22 protein-coding genes and 1 other RNA gene are annotated in these 20,605 nt (G+C 65.2%); 13 read left to right on the top strand and 10 right to left on the bottom strand.

All coding sequences use genetic code 11. The features are described 5' to 3' along the window. Positions 1 to 135: 135 nt before the first annotated feature. The 11 genes from rpmH to dapE all read left to right on the top strand — a co-directional run bounded on the left by rpmH (position 136) and on the right by dapE (position 9,951). On the top strand, positions 136 to 270 hold the full coding sequence (rpmH, locus tag NLM27_RS36055) for a 50S ribosomal protein L34 (protein WP_008542748.1): 135 nt from the start codon (positions 136 to 138) through the stop codon (positions 268 to 270). Positions 271 to 298: 28 nt separating this feature from the next. Next, positions 299 to 685 (top strand): ribonuclease P protein component, encoded by a 387-nt coding sequence (gene rnpA / locus NLM27_RS36050; RefSeq protein ID WP_254147788.1) that lies wholly within the window; start codon positions 299 to 301, stop codon positions 683 to 685. 16 nt (positions 686 to 701) lie between these two features. After that, the gene (yidC, locus tag NLM27_RS36045) at positions 702 to 2,546 is read left to right on the top strand and encodes a membrane protein insertase YidC (protein ID WP_254147787.1); all 1,845 of its coding nucleotides are present in this window, start codon (positions 702 to 704) and stop codon (positions 2,544 to 2,546) included. A gap of 110 nt (positions 2,547 to 2,656) precedes the next feature. After that, positions 2,657 to 3,310, top strand: a complete 654-nt coding sequence (gene yihA, locus NLM27_RS36040; RefSeq protein ID WP_254147786.1) for a ribosome biogenesis GTP-binding protein YihA/YsxC — start codon at positions 2,657 to 2,659, stop codon at positions 3,308 to 3,310. Further along, positions 3,310 to 3,672 carry a DUF423 domain-containing protein gene (locus NLM27_RS36035; RefSeq protein WP_254147785.1) on the top strand — a complete coding sequence of 121 codons (363 nt, stop codon included), beginning with the start codon at positions 3,310 to 3,312 and terminating at the stop codon, positions 3,670 to 3,672. Before yihA ends, NLM27_RS36035 begins: the two co-directional genes overlap by 1 nt. Positions 3,673 to 3,927: 255 nt before the next feature. Next, positions 3,928 to 4,815: an acetylglutamate kinase gene (gene argB, locus NLM27_RS36030; protein WP_254147784.1), complete on the top strand. Its 888-nt coding sequence runs from the start codon at positions 3,928 to 3,930 to the stop codon at positions 4,813 to 4,815. Between the two features lie 158 nt (positions 4,816 to 4,973). Then, positions 4,974 to 5,960, top strand: coding sequence for a DUF1036 domain-containing protein (locus NLM27_RS36025; protein ID WP_254149014.1), 987 nt, complete (start codon positions 4,974 to 4,976; stop codon positions 5,958 to 5,960). Positions 5,961 to 6,153: 193 nt separating this feature from the next. Further along, complete coding sequence (locus tag NLM27_RS36020) at positions 6,154 to 6,879, top strand: pyrimidine 5'-nucleotidase (protein ID WP_254147783.1); 726 nt, start codon at positions 6,154 to 6,156, stop codon at positions 6,877 to 6,879. Positions 6,880 to 7,053: 174 nt separating this feature from the next. Continuing rightward, on the top strand, positions 7,054 to 7,899 hold the full coding sequence (dapD, locus tag NLM27_RS36015) for a 2,3,4,5-tetrahydropyridine-2,6-dicarboxylate N-succinyltransferase (protein ID WP_254147782.1): 846 nt from the start codon (positions 7,054 to 7,056) through the stop codon (positions 7,897 to 7,899). 238 nt (positions 7,900 to 8,137) lie between these two features. Continuing rightward, complete coding sequence (locus NLM27_RS36010; protein ID WP_254147781.1) at positions 8,138 to 8,788, top strand: DUF805 domain-containing protein; 651 nt, start codon at positions 8,138 to 8,140, stop codon at positions 8,786 to 8,788. After that, the gene (dapE, locus tag NLM27_RS36005) at positions 8,785 to 9,951 is read left to right on the top strand and encodes a succinyl-diaminopimelate desuccinylase (RefSeq protein WP_254147780.1); all 1,167 of its coding nucleotides are present in this window, start codon (positions 8,785 to 8,787) and stop codon (positions 9,949 to 9,951) included. Before NLM27_RS36010 ends, dapE begins: the two co-directional genes overlap by 4 nt. 135 nt (positions 9,952 to 10,086) lie before the next feature. On the opposite strand, the gene NLM27_RS36000 is transcribed toward dapE, so the two are convergent. From NLM27_RS36000 to def, 4 genes are all read right to left on the bottom strand, one after another. Next, positions 10,087 to 10,422, bottom strand: coding sequence for a GIY-YIG nuclease family protein (locus tag NLM27_RS36000; RefSeq protein WP_254149013.1), 336 nt, complete (start codon positions 10,420 to 10,422; stop codon positions 10,087 to 10,089). Between the two features lie 24 nt (positions 10,423 to 10,446). Then, entirely contained in the window at positions 10,447 to 11,184 is a 738-nt protein-coding gene (gene truA, locus NLM27_RS35995) for a tRNA pseudouridine(38-40) synthase TruA (protein WP_254147779.1), read from the bottom strand. 113 nt (positions 11,185 to 11,297) lie between these two features. Then, a complete protein-coding gene (gene fmt / locus NLM27_RS35990) occupies positions 11,298 to 12,233 on the bottom strand; it encodes a methionyl-tRNA formyltransferase (RefSeq protein WP_254147778.1) in 936 nt (311 codons plus the stop codon). 137 nt (positions 12,234 to 12,370) lie between these two features. Beyond that, a complete protein-coding gene (gene def, locus NLM27_RS35985) occupies positions 12,371 to 12,898 on the bottom strand; it encodes a peptide deformylase (RefSeq protein ID WP_254147777.1) in 528 nt (175 codons plus the stop codon). A 171-nt stretch (positions 12,899 to 13,069) separates the two neighbouring features. Between def and NLM27_RS35980 the strand changes: the two genes are divergently transcribed. Further along, positions 13,070 to 14,269, top strand: coding sequence for a DNA recombination protein RmuC (locus NLM27_RS35980; RefSeq protein WP_254147776.1), 1,200 nt, complete (start codon positions 13,070 to 13,072; stop codon positions 14,267 to 14,269). A gap of 178 nt (positions 14,270 to 14,447) precedes the next feature. After that, positions 14,448 to 15,812, top strand: a complete 1,365-nt coding sequence (locus NLM27_RS35975) for an MFS transporter (protein ID WP_254147775.1) — start codon at positions 14,448 to 14,450, stop codon at positions 15,810 to 15,812. Positions 15,813 to 15,934: 122 nt separating this feature from the next. On the opposite strand, the gene NLM27_RS35970 is transcribed toward NLM27_RS35975, so the two are convergent. The 6 genes from NLM27_RS35970 to NLM27_RS35945 all read right to left on the bottom strand — a co-directional run bounded on the left by NLM27_RS35970 (position 15,935) and on the right by NLM27_RS35945 (position 20,585). Next, positions 15,935 to 16,372 (bottom strand): hypothetical protein, encoded by a 438-nt coding sequence (locus NLM27_RS35970; RefSeq protein ID WP_254147774.1) that lies wholly within the window; start codon positions 16,370 to 16,372, stop codon positions 15,935 to 15,937. 27 nt (positions 16,373 to 16,399) lie between these two features. Continuing rightward, entirely contained in the window at positions 16,400 to 17,002 is a 603-nt protein-coding gene (gene recR, locus NLM27_RS35965) for a recombination mediator RecR (RefSeq protein ID WP_254147773.1), read from the bottom strand. A 1-nt stretch (position 17,003) separates the two neighbouring features. Continuing rightward, the gene (locus tag NLM27_RS35960; protein ID WP_254147772.1) at positions 17,004 to 17,324 is read right to left on the bottom strand and encodes a YbaB/EbfC family nucleoid-associated protein; all 321 of its coding nucleotides are present in this window, start codon (positions 17,322 to 17,324) and stop codon (positions 17,004 to 17,006) included. A 116-nt stretch (positions 17,325 to 17,440) separates the two neighbouring features. Then, complete coding sequence (locus NLM27_RS35955; protein WP_254147771.1) at positions 17,441 to 19,300, bottom strand: DNA polymerase III subunit gamma/tau; 1,860 nt, start codon at positions 19,298 to 19,300, stop codon at positions 17,441 to 17,443. Positions 19,301 to 19,394: 94 nt separating this feature from the next. Continuing rightward, positions 19,395 to 19,491, bottom strand: an RNA gene (gene ffs, locus NLM27_RS35950) — signal recognition particle sRNA small type. 92 nt (positions 19,492 to 19,583) lie between these two features. Next, complete coding sequence (locus tag NLM27_RS35945) at positions 19,584 to 20,585, bottom strand: GlxA family transcriptional regulator (protein WP_254147770.1); 1,002 nt, start codon at positions 20,583 to 20,585, stop codon at positions 19,584 to 19,586. Positions 20,586 to 20,605 lie beyond the last annotated feature (20 nt).

The raw sequence follows: 20,605 nt of genomic DNA, 5'->3' as shown, positions 1-20,605 counted from the left end.
CAAATTGTCCGCGATGACCCGGTGCGACACCGGGAGCGGCTCTCTTGGGGCCGGAAAGGGCCCATTTTGGGCCGCATCTTCCGGACTTTACCATCAATTCTACAGGCAAATTGCCCGGTCAGCGGAGAAAAACCCGTGAAGCGGACTTATCAACCCAGCAAACTGGTGCGCAAGCGCCGTCACGGCTTCCGTGCCCGTCTCGCCACTGCCGGCGGCCGCAAGGTTCTCGCCGCCCGCCGTGCCCGCGGCCGCAAGCGTCTGAGCGCCTGAGCCGGACCCCCTTTTCCGGGATTTCATCATGGATCGGCTGAGGCAGCGGGCGGATTTCCTCGCCGTTGCCAATGGCGCGCGGATGAATAGTCCCGCGTTCGTCCTGCAAAGCCGCCGCCGGGACGACGGCGGTCCGATCCGGATCGGCTTCACCGTTACCAAAAAGAACGGCAACGCCCCCGAGCGCAATCGTATCCGGCGCCGGCTTCGCGAATTGGTGAAGCGGCTCGATCCGGTGTCGATGCAACCCCATCATGATTATGTGCTGGTCGGTCGAAGGGACGCGCTCTCGCGCGACTTCGCGACCATGCTCGACGATCTGCGCATAGCGTTCACGAGGCCGGCGCGGCATACGGCCAAAGCGCGCGGCCAAAGGGCAGGTCACGCCACAGCGACCAGCCGCAAACCGGATTGATGACGAGACAATAGTGATGACCGACAATCGCAATACCATCCTCGCCGTCATTCTGTCGGGCCTGGTGCTGATCGCCTGGCAGTATTTCTACAACGTGCCGCAGATGGAGAAGCAGCGCGCCCAGCAGCAGGCGCAGGCCGAGCTCCAGAAATCCACGCCGCAGCCGACCGCGTCGGCGACGCCGGGCACCGCGCCGCAAGCCGGCGGCCCCGCTCAGCCGTCGACGCCGGCCGCGACCCAGCAGGCCCAGCCGGTCGTTACCCGCGACGCCGCGATCGCAGCCAGCCCACGCGTGAAGATCGAGACGCCGCGGATTGCCGGCAGCATCTCGCTGAAGGGCGGCCGAATCGACGACATCGCACTGGTGCAATTCCGCGAAACGGTCGACCCGAAGTCGCCGCCGATCATCCTCTATTCGCCCTCGGGCACCGCAGAGCCCTATTACGCCGAATTCGGCTGGGTGGCGGCGACGGGCGTGACGGCGAAGATGCCGGATGCCCAGACCGTCTGGCAGCAGGACGGCAGCGGCAGCCTGACGCCGACCACGCCGGTGGTGCTGAAATGGGACAATGGCGAGGGCCTCACCTTCCGCCGCACCATTGCGGTCGACGACCACTATCTCTTCACCATCAAGGACGAGGTGAGCAATGTCGGCAACGCGCCGGTCACGCTCTATCCGTTCGCGCTGATCTCGCGCCACGGCACGCCGCAGGTCTCCGGCTACTATATCCTGCATGAAGGCCTGATCGGTTATCTCGATGGCTTGCAGGAATACGCCTACAAGAAGATCGACGAAGCCAAGGCGGTGAACTTCAAGACCACCAATGGCTGGCTCGGCATCACCGACAAGTACTGGGCCTCGGCGCTGCTGCCCGACACCAACGCCCAGCTTCAGGCGCGCTTCTCGTCGAACCCGGTCGGCAACGTCCACACCTACCAGACCGACTATCTGCTCGACCCCGTGACCGTCGCGATCGGCGGCACCGCCACCGCGAATGCGCGGCTGTTCGCAGGCGCCAAGGAAGCCGGCGTCGTCGGCGTGTTCCCGTTCGCCGGCCTCGGCGGCTACAACAAGGAGCTCGGCCTCAACCATTTCGACCTCTTGATCGACTGGGGCTGGTTCTACTTCATCACCAAGCCGATGTTCCTCGGCCTCGACTTCTTCTACCGCTTCTTCGGCAATTTCGGCATCTCGATCCTGCTCGTCACCGTGATCGTGAAGCTGCTGTTCTTCCCGCTGGCGAACAAGTCCTACGCCTCGATGGCGAAGATGAAGTCGATCCAGCCACAGCTTCAGGCGCTGAAGGAGCGCTTTCCCGACGACAAGGTGAAGCAGCAGCAGGAGATGATGGAGATCTACCGCAAGGAGAAGATCAATCCGGTCGCCGGCTGTCTTCCCGTGGTGATCCAGATCCCCGTGTTCTTCTCGCTCTACAAGGTGCTGTTCGTCACCATCGAGATGCGGCACGCGCCGTTCTACGGCTGGATCAAGGACCTCTCCGCGCACGATCCGACCAACCTGTTCAACCTGTTCGGATTGATCCCGTTCGATCCGACCACGATTCCCGTGTTCGGCCACTATCTCGCGCTCGGCATCTGGCCGATCATCATGGGCATCACGATGTGGTTCCAGATGAAGCTGAATCCGACGCCGCCGGATCCGACGCAGCAGCTCATCTTCAACTGGATGCCGCTGATCTTCACCTTCATGCTGGCGGGCTTCCCGGCGGGCCTCGTGATCTACTGGGCCTGGAACAACCTGCTCTCGGTGCTCCAGCAGAGCTTCATCATGCGCCGCAACGGCGTGAAGGTGGAGCTGTTCGACAATCTCAAGGCAACGTTCGCGAAGAAGGCGACGTAGCCGTCATTGCGAGGAGCGAAGCGACGAAGCAATCCAGGAAGCCTCCGCGGATGCATTTCTGGATTGCTTCGCTTCGCTCGCAATGACGCGGGGAAACAGCGAGCCTTCGCATGACCGACGACAAAGATGCGAAGCTGATCGAGGCCGGGCGAAAGCTGTTCGCCCGTGACTGGCAGTTCATCTGGGCCTCGCCCTCGATTGCCACGCTGCCGCCGATGGCAGGGCTGGAGATCGCCTTTGCCGGCCGCTCCAATGTCGGCAAGTCGAGCCTGATCAACGCGCTGACGGGGCGCAACGCGCTCGCGCGCACCTCGCATACGCCGGGCCGCACCCAGGAGCTGATCTTCTTCGAGGTCCCCGGAAAAGGTGACCTGCGCCTCGTCGACATGCCCGGCTACGGCTACGCCAAGGCGCCGAAGAGCCAGGTCGCGTCCTGGACCGAGCTGATTCACAAATTCCTGCTGGGACGCGCCTCACTCGCGCGCGTCTATGTGCTGATCGACGCGCGGCATGGGATCAAGGACGTCGATCTCGAAGTCCTGAAGACGCTCGATCGCTCCGCCGTCAGCTATCAGATCGTGCTGACCAAGGCCGACCAGGTGAAGGCCTCCGAGCTGCAGACGCGCATCGCCGAGACCGAGGCTGCGCTCGCCAAGCATCCCGCCGCGTTCCCGAACGTGCTCGCGACCTCGTCGCGCAGCACGACCGGCATGGCCGAGCTTCGCGCCGCCATGGCGAAGCTCCTGGAAGAGAGGGCCTCGTGATGGCGGCGCAACGCCTGCTGATCGGGCTTGCCGGCTTGATGGGCGCCGCCGGCGTCGCGCTGGCGGCCGCCTCCGCGCATGGCGGCGATGCGAGCCGGCTGGCTTCGGCCAGCGTCATGCTGCTGTTTCATGCAACTGCCATACTTGCGACCGTCGCCCTGCTCGCGCGCGGCCTTCTGCATGGCGGAATTGGACTTGCCGCCGCGCTCGGCTTCGTGATCGGCGCCGCGCTGTTCGCGGGCGACCTCACCTTGCGGCAATATGCCGGGCACTCGCTGTTTCCATACGCGGCGCCGTCGGGCGGAACGGTGATGATTGCGAGCTGGTTGGCGGTGACGCTGGCAGCGGTGGTGGCGAAGTGATGCTTTTTCTTACCCTTCCCTGGGAGGGGGAGGGTCGCTACGCATGCAGCGAAGCGAAATGCGTAGCGGGGTGGGGTGACAGTCTCTCGACAGAAGCGGTGCCCGTGTGGAGAGATCACCCCACCCCGCTCGCGCTGCGCGCGATCGACCCTCCCCCTCCAGGGGAGGGTAAGAGAGCGAACACCGCACTTTGCGCCCCGCCCGCCAATCGGATAGAACGCAGGCCGCGTTAGTCCCGCCAGCGAGATCCGCCTCATGACCGAAATCTCCCCGCTCGACCAGGCCCGCATCCTGTCCGAAGCGCTGCCGCACATGCAGCAGTATGACGAAGAGACCATCGTCATCAAATATGGCGGCCATGCCATGGGCGACGAGGAGACCGCCAAGAACTTTGCCCGCGACATCGTGCTGCTCGAGCAGACCGCGATCAATCCTGTCGTCGTGCATGGCGGCGGACCGCAGATCGCGACCATGCTCAAGCGCCTCGGCATCGTCTCGGAATTCGCGGCAGGCCTGCGCATCACCGATGCCGCGACCATCGAGATCGTCGAGATGGTGCTGGCCGGCTCCGTCAACAAGCAGATCGTCGGCTACATCAACGAAGCCGGCGGCAAGGCCGTGGGCCTGTCGGGCAAGGACGGCAACATGGTGAAGGCGTCGAAGACGACGCGGACCATCATCGATCCGGACTCGCATATCGAGAAGGCGGTGGATCTCGGCTTCGTCGGCGATCCCGAGAAGGTCGACCTCACGCTGCTCAACCAGCTGATCGGCTATGAGCTGATCCCGGTACTGGCGCCGCTCGCAACCTCCAAGGAAGGCCAGACGCTGAACGTCAACGCCGACACCTTTGCCGGTGCGGTGGCCGGCGCGCTGAAGGCCAAGCGCCTCCTGCTGCTCACCGACGTGCCGGGTGTGCTCGACAAGTCGAAGAAGCTGATTCCGCAATTGTCCGTCAAGGACGCGCGCAAGCTGATCGCCGACGGCACCATTTCCGGCGGCATGATCCCGAAGGTCGAGACCTGCATCTACGCGCTCGAACAGGGCGTCGAGGGCGTCGTCATCATCGACGGCAAGATGCAGCACGCGGTGCTGCTGGAGCTCTTCACCAACCAGGGCACGGGCACGCTGATCCACAAGTGAGGGACGAGCGGCGAAGAAAAGAGGGCGTCATGCCCGGGCTTGACCCGGGCATCCACGTACTTTCCTTGCCGAAACAAGGCGTGGATGGCCGGGTCAAGCCCGGCCATGACGAGCGGAGAGAGCCGAGGCACGGCCGCTCTCCCCTGACACGTTTCCTGATGACGCTGCCGGCAGCCGTCGTCTCGCTCTTCTTCTCCTCTGCGCCTGCGCACGCCGACCTCAAGATCTGCAACCGCATGTCCTATGTCGTCGAGGCCGCGATCGGCATCGATGACAAGGCGGCGACCGCGACGCGGGGCTGGTTCAGGATTGATCCTGCCACCTGCCGCGTGGTGGTGCAGGGCACGCTGACGGCCGACCGCATCCTGCTCAACGCCCGCGCCCTCGGCGTCTATGGCGCTTCCCCGATCCCGCAGAACGGCCGCGACATGCTGTGCGTGGCGCAGGAAAATTTCGTCATCGCGGCAGCACGGCAGTGCCGCAGCGGCCAGACCCAGGCCGCCTTCACGCAGGTGACGCCGACTCAAGGCGCGGACGGCAACCTCATTGCCTATCTCGCCGAGGATTCCGAATATGACGACGAGCAGGCGCGCCTCGCCGGCATCCAGCGGCTGCTGGTGATCGCGGGTTACGACGTCGGCGCGATCGACGGCGTCGACGGGCCGAAGACGCAAGGCGCGTTGGCCGCCTTTCTGAAGAGCCGCGGATTGTCGTCCGACGCCGCGTCGTCGCAGACCTTCTTCAAGACCATGGTCGATGCGGTGCAGACGCCGTCCGCGACCGGCCTCACCTGGTGCAACGACACCCCGCACAAGGTGATGGCGGCGGTCGCGACCGACGACGGCAAGTCGGTGACGAGCCGCGGCTGGTATCGCATCGATCCGAAGACTTGCCTGCATCCTGACGTGAGCGGCCAGCCCCGGCAGATCTTCAGCTTCGCGGAAGCGGTCGATGCCGACAATCGCGTGATCAAGCTGAAGGACCGACCGCTGAACTGGGGCGGCGACAGGCAGCTCTGCACGCGCGAGACCAAGTTTGAGACCAATGAGCAGGCCGATTGCGGCGCGCGCGGATTTGCCGCGACGGGGTTTGGCGCGGTGGATATGTCGAGCGGCGGCAAGACGCTGCGGTTTGCGATGCCGTGATGGTGACGGTGGCGGCGCTCCACACACCGCCGTCGTCCTGGCGAAAGCCAGGACCCATTACCCCAGGGTTGGGTTGGCGAAGAACGACGACCAGAGTTCCCCATTGATCGGCCACGGAGTATGGGTCCTGGCTTTCGCCAGGACGACGATTGAAGGCAGCGCCACAGCCAAGCTCAACGGATAGAGAATCCTGATGCCCCCACACCGCACCTTCGCCCATGTCGACACCTGGGTGTTCGATCTCGACAACACGCTCTATCCGCATCACGTCAATCTTTGGCAGCAGGTCGATGCGCGGATCGGGGAGTTCGTCTGCAACTGGCTGAACGTCACGCCCGAGGAAGCGCGCAAGATCCAGAAGGATTATTACCAGCGCTTCGGCACCACCATGCGCGGCATGATGACCCTGCACGGCGTCTCCGCCGACGACTACCTCGCCTACGTCCACAAGATCGACCATTCGCCGCTGGAGCCGAACCCGGCGCTCGGCGCAGCCATCGCCAGGCTGCCGGGACGCAAGCTGATCCTGACCAATGGCTCGGTCGATCATGTCGATGCGGTGCTGGCGCGGCTCGGCCTCGTCTCGCATTTCGACGGCGTGTTCGACATCATCGCCGCCGGGTTCGAGCCCAAGCCGGCACCGCAGACCTACCGGAAATTCCTGGGCGACCATGCGGTCGATCCGACCCGGGCCGCCATGTTCGAGGATCTCGCCCGCAACCTCACCGTCCCGCACGAGCTCGGCATGACCACAGTGCTGGTGGTGCCTGATGGCACGAAAGAGGTGGTGCGGGAGGATTGGGAACTCGAGGGCCGCGACGCCGTCCATGTCGACCACGTCACGGACGATCTGACCGGGTTTTTGGCGGGGCTCAGCACGCTCTCTCCACGTCGTCCCGGCGAAGGCCGGGACCCATAACCACGGAACGTGGTTGGGGCGAGGTGGCAACGCCGAGTTTCGCCAAACGCCTCCCTGTGGGTATAGGTCCCGGCCTTCGCCGGGACGACGCCGGAGTCTTGACTCCGTCCGCCCAAATCCCGAAAAAGCGCTCCAATTCTCCACAAATTCCTGTCTGTCCCTGAGGAAATCCCGATGTCCCTTGCAGCCCTCGAATCCACCATCAACAGCGCCTTCGACGCGCGTGACGGCATCTCGACGTCGACCAAGGGCGAGGTGCGCGAGGCCGTGGACCAAGCGCTGGAGACCTTGGACAAGGGCGAGGCGCGCGTCGCCGAGCGCGGCGCTGACGGCAAGTGGAAGGTCAATCAATGGCTGAAGAAGGCGGTGCTGCTGTCCTTCCGCCTCAACGACATGGACGTCATTCCCGGCGGCCCCGGCAAGGCGAGCTGGTGGGACAAGGTGCCGTCGAAGTTCGAAGGCTGGGGCCCGAACCGCTTTCGCGATGCCGGTTTTCGCGCCGTGCCGGGCGCGGTGGTGCGCCGCTCGGCCTTCATCGCCAAGAACGTCGTGCTGATGCCGTCCTTCGTCAATCTCGGCGCTTACGTCGATGAGAGCACCATGGTCGATACCTGGGCCACCGTCGGCTCCTGTGCCCAGATCGGCAAGCGCGTGCACATCTCCGGCGGTGCCGGCATCGGCGGCGTGCTGGAGCCGCTCCAGGCCGAGCCCGTCATCATCGAGGATGATTGCTTCATCGGCGCGCGCAGCGAAGTCGCCGAAGGCGTGATCGTGCGCAAGGGCGCGGTGCTGTCGATGGGCGTGTTCCTGGGCGCCTCGACCAAGATCGTCGACCGCGAGACCGGCGAGATCTTCATGGGCGAAGTGCCCGAATATTCGGTGGTGGTGCCCGGCGCGCTGCCCGGCAAGCCGATGAAGAACGGTCAGATCGGCCCGAGCACGGCCTGCGCCGTGATCGTCAAGCGCGTCGACGAGCGCACCCGGTCCAAGACCAGCATCAACGAGCTGCTGCGGGATTGATGCGCGCCGAGAGCGCCACTCCCTCACCGTCACCCTGAGGTGGCCGCCCTTTGGGCGGCCCTCGAAGGGCGACAGCACGGCTTTCTCCACGCGGCACTAGCGTGGCCGTTCACCCTTCGAGGCTCCCCCTGCGGTGCTTTGCACCGCAGGCCTCGCACCTCAGGATGACGGGTATCGAACCCAGCCTCCCTCCATCGCGACCAATTTCCGGGCGGTCCTTCCGCCCGGAGCCCTTCGCATGGACTGGACCTGGTACCTCTTCCGCTTCGACGGCCGCATCAACCGCGCTCTGCTGTGGCAGGCGCTGCTGATCGTCGCGCTGGCGGCGGGCTTGCTGGAGATCGCAGCTCAGTTCATCGGGATCCTCGCAGGGACCAGATCCACCCTGAAGCTCGGCATCGAGCTCAATTTCGACTTCGGTCTTGACGATCTCTTCAAACTGGTTGACCCTCGCACCTCCCACTCGCTGGCCGCCGATCTCGCGACCTCGATCCTCAAGGCGTCCGGCATGGCGTTGTTCTTCTGGATCTATCTCGCGACTGCGATCAAACGACTGCACGATCGCGACAGCAGCGGCTGGTGGATCGTTCCGTTCTTCTTCGTCCCCGGCCTCTACAGCCAGTTTTCAGACTTGCTGCCCAACTCCACCTGGATGCTTCCGTTCAGCCTCACCGTATTGGTCCTGTGGCTGTGGGGCCTCGTCGAAATGTTCTGCCGGCCCGGCACCTCGGGCCACAACCGGTTCGGTCCTGATCCGCTCCTCGACATCGAGGACAGTTCGGCATCCGCCACGTCCCCTGCGCAGAGCTGGGACCAGCAGCGCGAGATCGAATTTGTCCCGCCCAGTGCTAGCCCACCCGGCGGCATGCATGTTAAGCGGGGCGCATGACCGATGCTCTCTCGATTGCCCGCGATCTCATCCGCTGCCCCTCGGTAACCCCGGCCGACGCCGGTGCGCTCGGGGTGCTCGAAAAGATCCTCACCGCTGCCGGCTTCGTTTGCCATCGCGTGACGTTCGGCGAGGAAGGCACCGCCGACGTCGACAATCTCTATGCACGGATCGGCAGCGAGGGGCCGCACATCACCTTTGCCGGCCATACCGACGTGGTGCCGCCCGGTGACGAGAGCGCCTGGAGCGTCGGCGCGTTCTCCGGCGAGGTGAAGGACGGTGTCCTGCACGGCCGCGGCGCGGTCGACATGAAGGGCGGCATCGCCTGCTCGGTGGCAGCAGTGCTCGAGCATCTCGCCGCCAACGACGGCAAGCCCCGCGCGGACGGCAGCGGCTCGATTTCGTTCCTGATCACCGGGGACGAGGAAGACGTCTCCATCAACGGCACCATCAAGCTTCTGAAATGGGCCGCCGAGCGCGGCGAAAAGTTCGATCACTGCGTGCTCGGCGAGCCCTCCAACGTCGAGACGCTCGGCGACACCATCAAGGTCGGCCGCCGCGGCTCGCAATCCGGCACGCTGTATGTCGACGGCGTGCAGGGCCATGTCGCCTATCCGCATCGCGCCTCCAACCCGGTGCCGGATATTTCGCGGCTGATCGTGGCGATCAGCGACGAGCCGCTCGATCATGGCAGCGCGCAATTCCAGGCCTCCAATCTCGAATTCACCTCGGTCGACGTCGGCAACAAGGCCAGCAACGTCATCCCCGGCGAGGCCCGCGCAAAGTTCAACATCCGCTACAACGACAACCACACGCAAGCGTCCTTGCGCGAGCTGGTGGAGGCGCGCCTGGCAAAAGCCTGCGGCAATCGCATCAAGGCCCGCATCGTCTGGGAGCCCTCGAACTCGAACGTGTTCGTGACCAAGCCCGGCCCGTTCACCGATCTCGCGGTGTCCGCGATCGAGGAGGTGACGGGCCGCAAGCCGGAGCTGTCGACATCGGGCGGCACCTCGGATGCGCGCTTCATCTCCAGCTATTGCCCGGTGATCGAGTTCGGCCTGGTCGGCCAGACCATGCACCAGGTCGACGAGCGCGTGCCGGTGACGGATATGGAGAAGCTGACCAAGGTGTATCGCGGGATTTTAGCGCGGTATTTCGCTTGAGCCACTACTGCCGCTTTATTCTCCGCCGTCATGCCCGGGCTTGTCCCGGGCATCCACGTTCTTCGGCGCGTCTGGCAGATCGTGGATGGCCGGGACAAGCCCGGCCATGACGATGTGGCGAAAACTCGGCACGTCTTACTGGACGATCGTGTCATAGAGATCCTTCCATTCGGGATTGTCCCTGAGGATCAGCCTGACCTTCCATGTCCGTGACCAGTGCTTGATGTTGTGCTCGCGCTGGATCGCGGTTTGGATGTCTTCATAGCGCTCGAAATAGACGAGCAGCTTGACGCCGTACTTCTTGGTGAAGCCGGGCACGAGCCCATTTCGATGCTCGTAGATGCGGCGAATAATGTCACTCGTCACACCGACATACAAAATGCCGTTGGGCGCACTCGCAAGGATGTAGACCCATCCACCATGCATGATCGCATGTTGGCGCACGTGGATGGCCGGGACAAGCCCGGCCATGACGCCAGGGAGCGGCATCAGTTTCTAATAATTCACCTTCACCAGATAGAGCCCCTCCGGCGGGGCGACGATACCGCAGGCGGCGCGGTTGCGCGCGGCGAGTGCCGCGGAGAGATCGTCGGCGCTCCAGCGTCCCTCGCCGACCCAGACCAGCGAGCCCACCATCGAGCGCACCTGGCTGTGCAGGAACGAGCGCGCCGAGGTGAGGATCGTGATCTCGCGGCCGTCGCGCACGACGTCGAGCTGGTCGAGCGTCTTCTCCGGCGATTTGGCCTGGCACTCGGTATCGCGGAACGTCGTGAAATCGTGCTTGCCGAGCAGGCGTTGTGCCGCCGCATGCATCGCGTCGCTATCGAGCCGGCGCGGCACGCGCCAGGCGTGGCCGACGTCGAGGGCGAGATTGGCGCGGGTGTTGACGATGCGGTAGCGGTAATGGCGCTTGATGGCCGAGAAACGCGCCTCGAAGGTGTCAGGGACGATCTCGGCCTCGAGCACCGCGACCGGATGCGGCCGCAAATGCGCGTTCAGCCCGTCGCGAAAACGGTCCGGCGCAAACTGCTTGCCGATGTCGACATGCGCGACCTGGCCGAGCGCGTGCACGCCTGCGTCGGTGCGGCCGGCGCCATGCACCCGCGCATCCGCGCCGGTCATCGCCTTCACGGCCGTCTCCAGCGCGCCCTGCACCGAGGGCAGCGTCTCCTGCACCTGCCAGCCGCAGAAGGGCGCGCCGTCATATTCGATGGTGAGCTTGTAGCGGGGCATCGCTTCCGATTTTGTCCGGTGTCATTGCCGGGCTTGCCCCGGCAATCCATCGCCTGGGAAAGAGTTTTGTTTGAAGATGGATACGCGGGTCAAGCCCGTGCATGACGAGTTGGCTAGTTGAACCTCGCGCCCGCCTTCAGCGGCACGCCGCGCAGGAAGTCCGCAACCTGCATCCTGGCTTTGCCTTCGCGCTGGAGCTCCAGGATGCGGATCGCGCCGTCGCCGCAGGCGATGGTGAGGAGATCGTCGAGCACCTCGCCCGGCGCGCCGGTGCCCTTCGCCAGCTCGCAGCGCAGGATTTTCACACGCGCATTCTCGCTGACGCTTGCAAGCTCCGCCCAGGCGCCGGGGAACGGCGACAGGCCGTGGACGTGACGCAGCACCGCACGCGCGGGCTTGCTCCAATCGATCCGCGCCTCGGCCTTGTCGATCTTGGCCGCGTAAGTGACGCCGTCCTCGCCCTGCTTCCTGAGCTGGAGCCCGCCGCGATCGAGCGCGGCCATGGCGCGGACCATGAGATCGGCACCCAACCGGGAGAGACGGTCGTGCAGGTCGAGCGCGGTCATGCTGTCAGTGATCGCCAGACGTTCGGCCACGGCGACGTCGCCGGTGTCGAGGCCGACATCCATCTTCATCACCATCACGCCGCTCTCGGCATCACCGGCCATGATGGCGCGGTTGATCGGCGCGGCGCCGCGCCAGCGCGGCAACAGCGAAGCATGCAGATTGTAGCAACCGAGCCTGGGCGCATCGAGGATCGCCTGCGGCAGGATCATGCCATAGGCGACGACGACGGCGGCATCGGCATCGAAGGCGCGAAATTCGTCGAGCGCGTCCTGCGTCTTCAACGTCTTCGGCGTCAGCACGGGAACGCCGAGTTTTCGCGCCGCTTCCTCGACCGGGGTCGGCTGCAACTGCAGCCCGCGCCGCCCACCCGGCTTCGGCGCGCGGGTGTAGACGGCCACGATCTCGTGGCCGTGCGCGACCAGTTCGAGCAGCGTCGGCACGGAGAAATCGGGCGTGCCCATGAAGATCAGGCGGAGGGGCATGTGGCTGCGTTCGGTGAGAGTTCTGGTTCTCCGTCATGCCCGGGCTTGTCCCGGGCATCCACGGTCTTGGCGACAAAGCAAGCAAGGCGTGGATGGCCGGGTCAAGCCCGGCCATGACGACGTGAGAGAGCCGGGCCCTACTCGCCCGCGCGCTTGGCGGCCTTCTCGAACTTCTTCAACACGCGGTCGCGCTTGAGTTTTGACAGATAGTCGACGAACAGGACGCCGTTGAGATGGTCGATTTCGTGCTGGATGCAGGTGGCGTAGAGGCCTTCGGCGTCCTCCTCGTGCACCTTGCCGTCGAGGTCGGTGAAGCGCACGCGCACCTTCGCGGGACGCTCGACCTCCTCGTAATATTCGGGGATCGACAGGCAGCCCTCCTCGTAAACCGACAGTTCCTCGGACGAGGCGATGATCTCCGGGTTGATGAAGACGCGCGGAAGCGGCTTGGTCTCGCCGTCCTCGTCGCGTTTGGCGAGATCCATGGTGATCAGCCGCAGCGGCTGCGCGATCTGGATCGCAGCGAGGCCAATGCCGGGCGCGTCGTACATGGTCTCGAACATGTCGTCGGCAAGCTTGCGGATCTCCGGCGTGACCTTCTCGATCGGCTTGGAGACCAGACGCAGCTGCTTGTCGGGCAGGATGATGATTTCTCGTAGGGCCATGGCGGCGATTTAAGCCGCGCGCCGGATGCGGTCAATGCGGCCGGGAACCCCGTTAACCATTCGCTAACCATAAAACTTAGGGTTTCGTTAACCATAAAAATTAACGGGGCATTTACCATAAATGTTCGCTATTCGTTCGTGCGGCATGGCGAATCGGCTAGAAGGACAGGCATGAACGAGATCATCTTCATGGCTGGCGACTGGCCGGTGCGCACCATCGACGCGCTGATCGGCTTCGGCGCCCTCGTCCTCATCCTGCTGGTGGTGATCGCCGTCGTCATCGCCCGATCGGGACGGCGCGGCGCGGAACTCGCGATGGCGAATGCCATCCGCGCCGACGAGCTCGAGGAGCGGCTGAGCCAGGTGCTGCACGCCCAGAGCGAGGCCTCGGGCCGCGCCGATGCCATGACCCAGGCGCTGGCGGGACGCCAGGCCGAGATGGCGCGGGCGGTCAACGAGCGGCTGGATTCGGTGACGCACCGCGTCGGCCAGTCCATGGAACACTCGACCCGCAACACCATGGAGAGCCTGCGCGCGCTGCACGAGCGTCTCGGCATCATCGACAGCGCGCACAAGAACCTCACCGACCTCACCACGCAGGTCACCACCTTGCGCGACGTGCTCGCCAACAAGCAGTCGCGCGGCGCCTTCGGCCAGGCGCGGATGGAGGCGATCGTCCAGGACGGACTACCGAAAGGCTCGTACGAGTTCCAGTTCACGCTCTCGACTGGAAAACGGCCGGACTGCGTCGTGTTCCTACCCGACCAGCGCCCGCTCTGCATCGACGCGAAATTTCCACTCGAAGCGATGACCGCGCTGCACGACGCCCGCACCGACGAGGAGCGGCGCGTGGCCACCCAGCGGCTGCGCGGCGACGTGATGAAGCATGTCAGTGACATCGCCGAAAAATATCTCGTTACCGGCGAGACCCAGGAGATGGCGCTGATGTTCGTGCCGTCGGAATCGGTCTATGCCGAGATCCATGACGGTTTCGACGACGTGATCCAGAAGGCCTATCGCGCGCGCGTCGTGCTGGTGTCGCCCTCGCTGCTGATGCTCGCGATCCAGGTGATGCAGCAGATCATGAAGGACGCGCGCATGCGCGATGCCGCCGACCAGATCCAGACTGAAGTGATCAAGCTCGGCGACGACCTCGGCCGCCTGCGCGACCGCGTGTTGAAATTGCAGAAGCACTTTGCCGACGCGAACGAGGACGTCCGCCAGATCCTGATCTCCGCCGACAAGATCGAGAAGCGCGCGGGGCGGATCGAGGAGCTCGATTTCAGCAAGAGCGATGCGGCGGAAGCCCCACGGCTGGTGGCGACTGCAGCGCCGGAGCTGTTCCCAAGGAAGCTCCAGGCGGGGGAGTGACTTGCTTACCTCTCCCCGCTTGCGGGGAGAGGTCGGATCGCTCTTGCGATCCGGGTGAGGGGGCACAAGTCTCACGACCACCTCCCGTGTGGAGAGAGGCCCCTCACCCCACCCTCTCCCCGTAAGAACGGGGAGAGGGAGACGAGGCATCACGGCCAGAATCTGCTAACACCTCCCCATGACCGCACCCGACGCGACCTCCTCCGCCGCGACTTCCTCTCCTGCGCCCTCCTGGCGCGACAGCCTTGCCGTTTACCTGCAACCGCGGGTGCTGATCGTGCTGTTCCTCGGCTTCTCTTCCGGGCTGCCGCTGGCGCTGTCGGGCTCGACGCTGCTGGTGTGGATGCGGGAGGCCGGGGTCGACCTCAAGACCATCGGACTGTTTGCGCTGGTGGGTACGCCCTACACGCTGAAATTCCTGTGGGCGCCGCTGGTGGATGCGATGCATGTGCCGCTGTTCACCCGCGCCTTCGGGCGGCGGCGCGGCTGGCTGTTGTTCTCCCAGCTGTTGCTGATCATCGCGATCCTGCTGCTGGCCCTTACCGACCCCGCGCGCTCGCCGTTCTATGTCGCGCTCGGCGCGCTCCTGGTCGCCACGACGTCCTCGACCCAGGACATCGTGGTCGATGCCTTCCGCGTCGAGAGCCTGCCCGAGAGCGAGCAGGCCGCCGGCATGGCGGCTTACGTCGCGGCCTATCGCATCGGCATGCTGGTCTCGACCGCGGGCGCGCTGTTCATCGTCTCGGGTTTCGAGGACACCGGCATTGCGCGCCAATCGGCGTGGATGTGGGGCTATGTCGTGATGGCGGCGATGGTGCTGATCGGGACGATCACGGCACTCGTCGCAACCGAGCCCGAGCAATCGGTGCGGGCGGAAGCCGCGACGCAAACCGAGACCGCGTTCACGCGCGTGCTGCATGCGGCGATCGGCGCCTTCTCGGAATTCCTGTCGCGCAAGGATGCGCTGGCGGCGCTTGCCTTCGTGGTGCTGTTCAAGTTCACCGATGCTTTCTCCGGCACGATGACGGCGCCGTTCGTGATCGACCTCGGCTTCTCCCGCAACGACTATGCGGCGATCGTGAAGGGCGTCGGCCTCGCCGCGACGCTGATCGGCGGATTTGCCGGTGGCTTCGTCGCTCGGCGCTATCCGCTCGCGACCAGCCTCTGGATCGGCGGCGTGGTGCAGGCTCTCGCCAACCTGTCGTTCTCGTGGCTGGCGTTCGTCGGCACCAGCCAATGGGCGCTCGCCTTCGCCATCACGGCCGAGAACTTCACCAGCGCCATCGGCACCGTGATCTTCGTCGCCTATCTCTCCGCCCTGTGCCAGAATCCGCTGCACACGGCGACGCAATACGCGCTGCTCACCGCGCTTGCGGCGGTGGGGCGGACATATCTCTCGTCGGGTGCGGGCTTCGTGGCAGATACGACCGGCTGGGCGCTGTTCTTCGTGATATGTGTGCTGGTGGCGATCCCGAGCCTGATGCTGCTGGCCTGGTTGCAGAAGCGCGGGCACTTCGAGGCGCTGGGGCCGGTGCGGGTTTAGTCGACGCTCTCTCCTTCGTCATTGCGAGGAGCTCTTGCGACGAAGCAATCCAGATTGTTTCCGCGGCGACAGTCTGGATTGCTTCGCTTCGCTCGCAATGACGGCCGAGAGAGCGTCGCCCCCTACTGCTTCTTGATCAAGCTCCACTTGGTGATCACGGCCTCGCTCATCTGGCCGGCATCGCTGGCGCAGGCGATCTCGTCGACCTTGACCGAGATCTCCTTGCCGACGAACGATTTCAGCTGCGTGGCCTGCGCGTCGCTGGAGGTGACGAGCTGGAAGGTTTCGGGGCCGGTCTCGAGATTGCACAGCCCGTTCGGCGGCGGCAGGCGGCGCGGCTCGGACGTGATCTGGTAGGTCGCGACGCGCTTGCCGTTCTTGACGTCGCGCACCTTCATCGCGTTCAACTCGCCCGACAGCACGTCGCCGGTGTTGATCGGCTTGCCGGGCTTGGACGGCGGCGGCGTCTCGTCGCCCTGCTGCGCGGAGATGGCCGGTGTCCCCAGCAGCAGCAGCATGGTCGCGACCAAAGCCAAGCGTGTGGCGAAAAGTTTCGTCATGTCGTCCGTTCCGTAAAGTCTGGATGGCTAGAACAGGGTGCGCTGCCGCATCGCAGCCGATAGCGTACCTTCATCGAGATAATCAAGCTCGCCGCCGACGGGAACCCCATGGGCAAGCCGCGTCACTTTCACATTGGCGTCCTGAAGCAGGTCAGTGATGTAATGTGCCGTGGTCTGGCCGTCCACCGTCGCATTGAGCGCCAGGATGATCTCGTGCACCTGCGCATCATGCGCGCGCGCCACCAGCGCGTCGATGGTGAGGTCCTGCGGGCCGACGCCGTCGAGCGGCGACAATGTCGCGCCCAGCACATGATAACGCCCCTGGGTGGCATTGGCCCGCTCCAACGCCCAGAGGTCGGCGACGTCGGCGACGACGACGATGATGGACGGATCGCGCTTCGGATCGGTGCAGACGGTGCAGGGATTTTGCGTGTCGATGTTGCCGCAGGTCTTGCAGACCTCGACCTTGTCGAGCGCGACCTGGAGCGCCGAAGATAGCGGCATCATCAGCGCTTCGCGCTTCTTGATCAGATGCAGCGCCGCGCGTCGCGCCGAACGCGGACCGAGGCCCGGCAGCCGCGCGAGAAGCTGGACCAGCCGCTCGATCTCAGGACCTGCAACGGCGCCCATATTACTGGCCGAACAGCCCCGGCGGCAGGCCGAGCCCGCCCGTGAGCGACTGCATCTTCTCCTGCATCGCCGCTTCCGCCTTGCGCCGGGCGTCACCGAGTGCGGTGACGAGCAGGTCCTCGAGCACCTCACGCTCCTCCGCCTTCATCAGCGAGGGATCGATCTTGATGCCTTTGACGTCCATCTTCGCGGTCATGCGCACGGCGACGAGGCCGCCGCCGGCGATGCCCTCGACCTCCACATTGCCGAGCGCGTCCTGCATCTCCTGCATCTTGGATTGCAGCTGCGCCGCCTGCTTCATCATGCCGAGAAAATCAGCCATGGGTTGCGTGTCCTTGGATAGAATGGCTAGGACGCCATGAACCATCATCGCGCCCTAGCATTTTGTTTGCGCATGATCTCATCGGAAAACCGCTTCGCACTTTTCCGGATCATGCTCTAGAGATCGTCGTCGCCGTCGGAACCGTCGGGCGGATCGTCACTGCCATAGTCGCCATTAATATTGGTTTCCGGCGTCTCGGGGGCAAGCCTGCGGACCTCGACGACCTTGGCGCCGGGGAAACGCGACAGCACCTCCTGCACGCGCGGATCGGCCTCGGCGGTGCGCGCATGTTCCTGCTTCGCCGCATGGTTCACCGAACGCAGCGTCGGCTGGCCCTGTTCGTTCGATACGATCACGGTCCAGCGGCGGCCGGTCCACAGCTCGAACTTCTTCGCGAGCTCGGAGATCATGGTCTTGGAGGCGTTGGGCTCGAGCGCGACTTCGAGCCGGCCCTCCTCGAAACGGACGAGGCGCATGTCGCCTTCGAGCGCGGCCTTGGTCATGAGATCGCGCCTCTGGCCCGCGAGCGCGACGAGCTGGGTGAAGCTCGTGATGCGTAGCTGGGGCGCGGCGCCTTGCGGGGCTGGCGCGGGGGCGGCCATCTGCGGCCGCGCGCCGCCACCGAACGAAGACGGCGATGATGTCGGCATGCGAACTGGCGCTGCGGAAGCAACGGGCGCAGCAGAAGCAACCGGCGCACCCGGCACACTGCGCGCGGCACTGCCGCCGCTTGCGACCGGCGAGCCGCCGCCGTTCTGCTCCAGCATCCTGATCGCTTCGTCCGGCGTCGGAAGGTCGGCGACATAGGCGATGCGCACCAGCACCATTTCGGCCGCCGCAGCGGGACGAGTCGCGGCCTGCACTTCGGTGATGCCCTTGAGCAGCATCTGCCACATCCGCGACAGCACGCGCATGGAAATCTTGGACGCGAAGTCCCGTGCGCGAACCCGCTCGGTCTCGCCATAGGCGACATTGTCGGCGGTCGCCGGCACGATCTTCACGCGCGTGACGAAATTGACGAACTCGGCGAGGTCCGAGAGCACGACGATGGGATCGGCGCCGACGTCGTACTGGTCGCGGAACTCCCTGAAGGCGGCAGCGATGTCGCCGCGCACCAGCGAATCGAAGAGGTCGATGACGCGGGTGCGGTCGGCGAGCCCCAGCATCTGCCTGACCGCATCGGCCTTCACCTGGCCTGCCGCATGCGCGATCGCCTGGTCGAGCAGCGACAGAGAGTCGCGCACCGAGCCCTCCGCGGCGCGCGCGATGATGCCGAGCGCCTCCGGCTCGATCTCGACGCTTTCCTTCGCGGCGATGTTGGCGAGGTGCTTCATCAGCACGTCGGCCTCGACGCGGCGCAGGTCGAAGCGCTGGCAGCGCGACAGCACCGTCACCGGAACCTTGCGGATCTCGGTGGTCGCGAACACGAACTTGGCGTGCTCCGGCGGCTCCTCCAGCGTCTTCAGGAAGGCGTTGAACGCCGCCGTCGACAGCATGTGGACTTCGTCGATGATGTAGACTTTGTAGCGCGCGCTGGCGGGGGCATAGCGCACGCTGTCATTGATCTGGCGGACGTCGTCGACGCCGGTATGCGAGGCCGCATCCATCTCCAGCACGTCCATGTGCCGGCTTTCCATGATCGCCTGGCAATGCACGCCGAGTGTCGGCATGTGGATGGTCGGACCCTTCACCGAGCCGTCCGGCATCTCGTAGTTGAGCGCACGGGCCAGGATGCGCGCAGTGGTGGTCTTGCCGACCCCGCGGACGCCGGTGAGGATCCAGGCCTGCGGGATGCGCCCGGTCTCGAACGCATTGGAGACGGTGCGGACGACGGCCTCCTGGCCGATCAGATCGTCGAAAGAGGAAGGGCGGTATTTGCGCGCCAGCACCCGATAGGGCGTTCCCGGCTCGGCGCCGAGCGCGAAGCCAGCCTGGCTGGCGCTGTCGGGATTGGGAGGGGCGCCGGCGTCGGTCATCGGTCGATCCGCAATGAAATCTCTCTCGGCCGGCTTTTGCGGAAAGGAGCGCGCTGGCGGGAGACCCGCCGGCGCAATTCGCTCGGAAAAACAGGTAGGAGACTGACGAGCGACCCGATCCGGACCTCGTTAGGGCTGCTTCCTTCCGGACCTGACCCGGTTGGCGAGTGGCTCGTCCACCGCCAATCTCCCGGTCCCTATTTGGGGCCAAAGGGAACGGAAAGCAAGCGGGTATCCTGAGGTCCCGGACACCCGGCGGGTGGCCCGCCAGCCCGCTCGGACCTCAGCGTCGGCGGTCTGGAACCTCCGTGATTCGCGCAAACCGCTTGCGGTATTCGGCGGGCGTCACGCCGACGTGACGATGGAAGGCGCGGCGCAGCGTATCGGCATCGGCGAACCCACAATGCAGCGCCACCTGCTTCGGTGGCTCGTTGCCGAACTCGAGCAGCCTCCTTGCCGCATTGACCCGGGCTTCTTCGACCCAGGTCGCAGGCGTGACCCCGACCTCGGCACGGAACAGCCGGGCAAAGTGCCTCGGGCTGATCTCCATGCGCTCCGCGAGGTTTGCAACGCTGTGATCGAACGAGGGGTTGGCGGCGACCCAGCGCTGCAGCTCCTGCAGCGCGGCGCGGCCGGCGGGAACGACCTCGCCCTTGCGGGAGAACTGCATCTGCCCGCCCGGACGCTTGAAGAACATCACGAGCTGGCTTGCGACCTTCATGGCCGTATCGCGCCCGAGATCTTCCTCAACCAGCGCCAGTGCCAGATCCAGCCCGGCGGTGACGCCGGCGGCCGTGCGGAGCTTGCCGTCGGTGACGTAGATGGCATCCTTGTCCACCGTGACCGACGGGAATTTCCTGGCCAGCATGTCCGCGACCGCCCAATGCGTCGTGACCCGCCTGCCATCGAGCAGACCGGCGGCGGCAAGGAAGAACGCCCCGCTGCACACCGAGCCGAACCTGCGGGTCCGCGAAGCCCGCCGCCGCAGCCAGTCGACGACACCTCCATCCGCCGGGACTTCCGCTGCGTTCGGGCATCCCGCGACCAGCAGGGTGTCGATCGGTTCCTGGAAGTCGCGGTCGACGATCCGGTCGGGCATCAGCCGGACGCCCGAGGAGCTGCGGATCGGCCCCGGCTCCGCACCCGCCACGAACAAGGCATAGGCGGAATAGCCGGCCTGCACGTTGGCCTCGGCAAACACGTCGAGCGGTCCGGCAACGTCGAGCAGCTGCACGCCCGGCAGCGCCACGATCACAACTGTCCTCGGTTTCGGCTTCGCGCCCATGGCCGCCTCGATCCGGATTT

Source organism: Bradyrhizobium sp. CCGB12, assembly GCF_024199845.1.
Classification (GTDB): Bacteria; Pseudomonadota; Alphaproteobacteria; order Rhizobiales; family Xanthobacteraceae; genus Bradyrhizobium.
The sequence above is the reverse complement of the archived record's forward strand: the minus strand, read 5'-3'. Positions and strand labels throughout refer to the sequence as shown.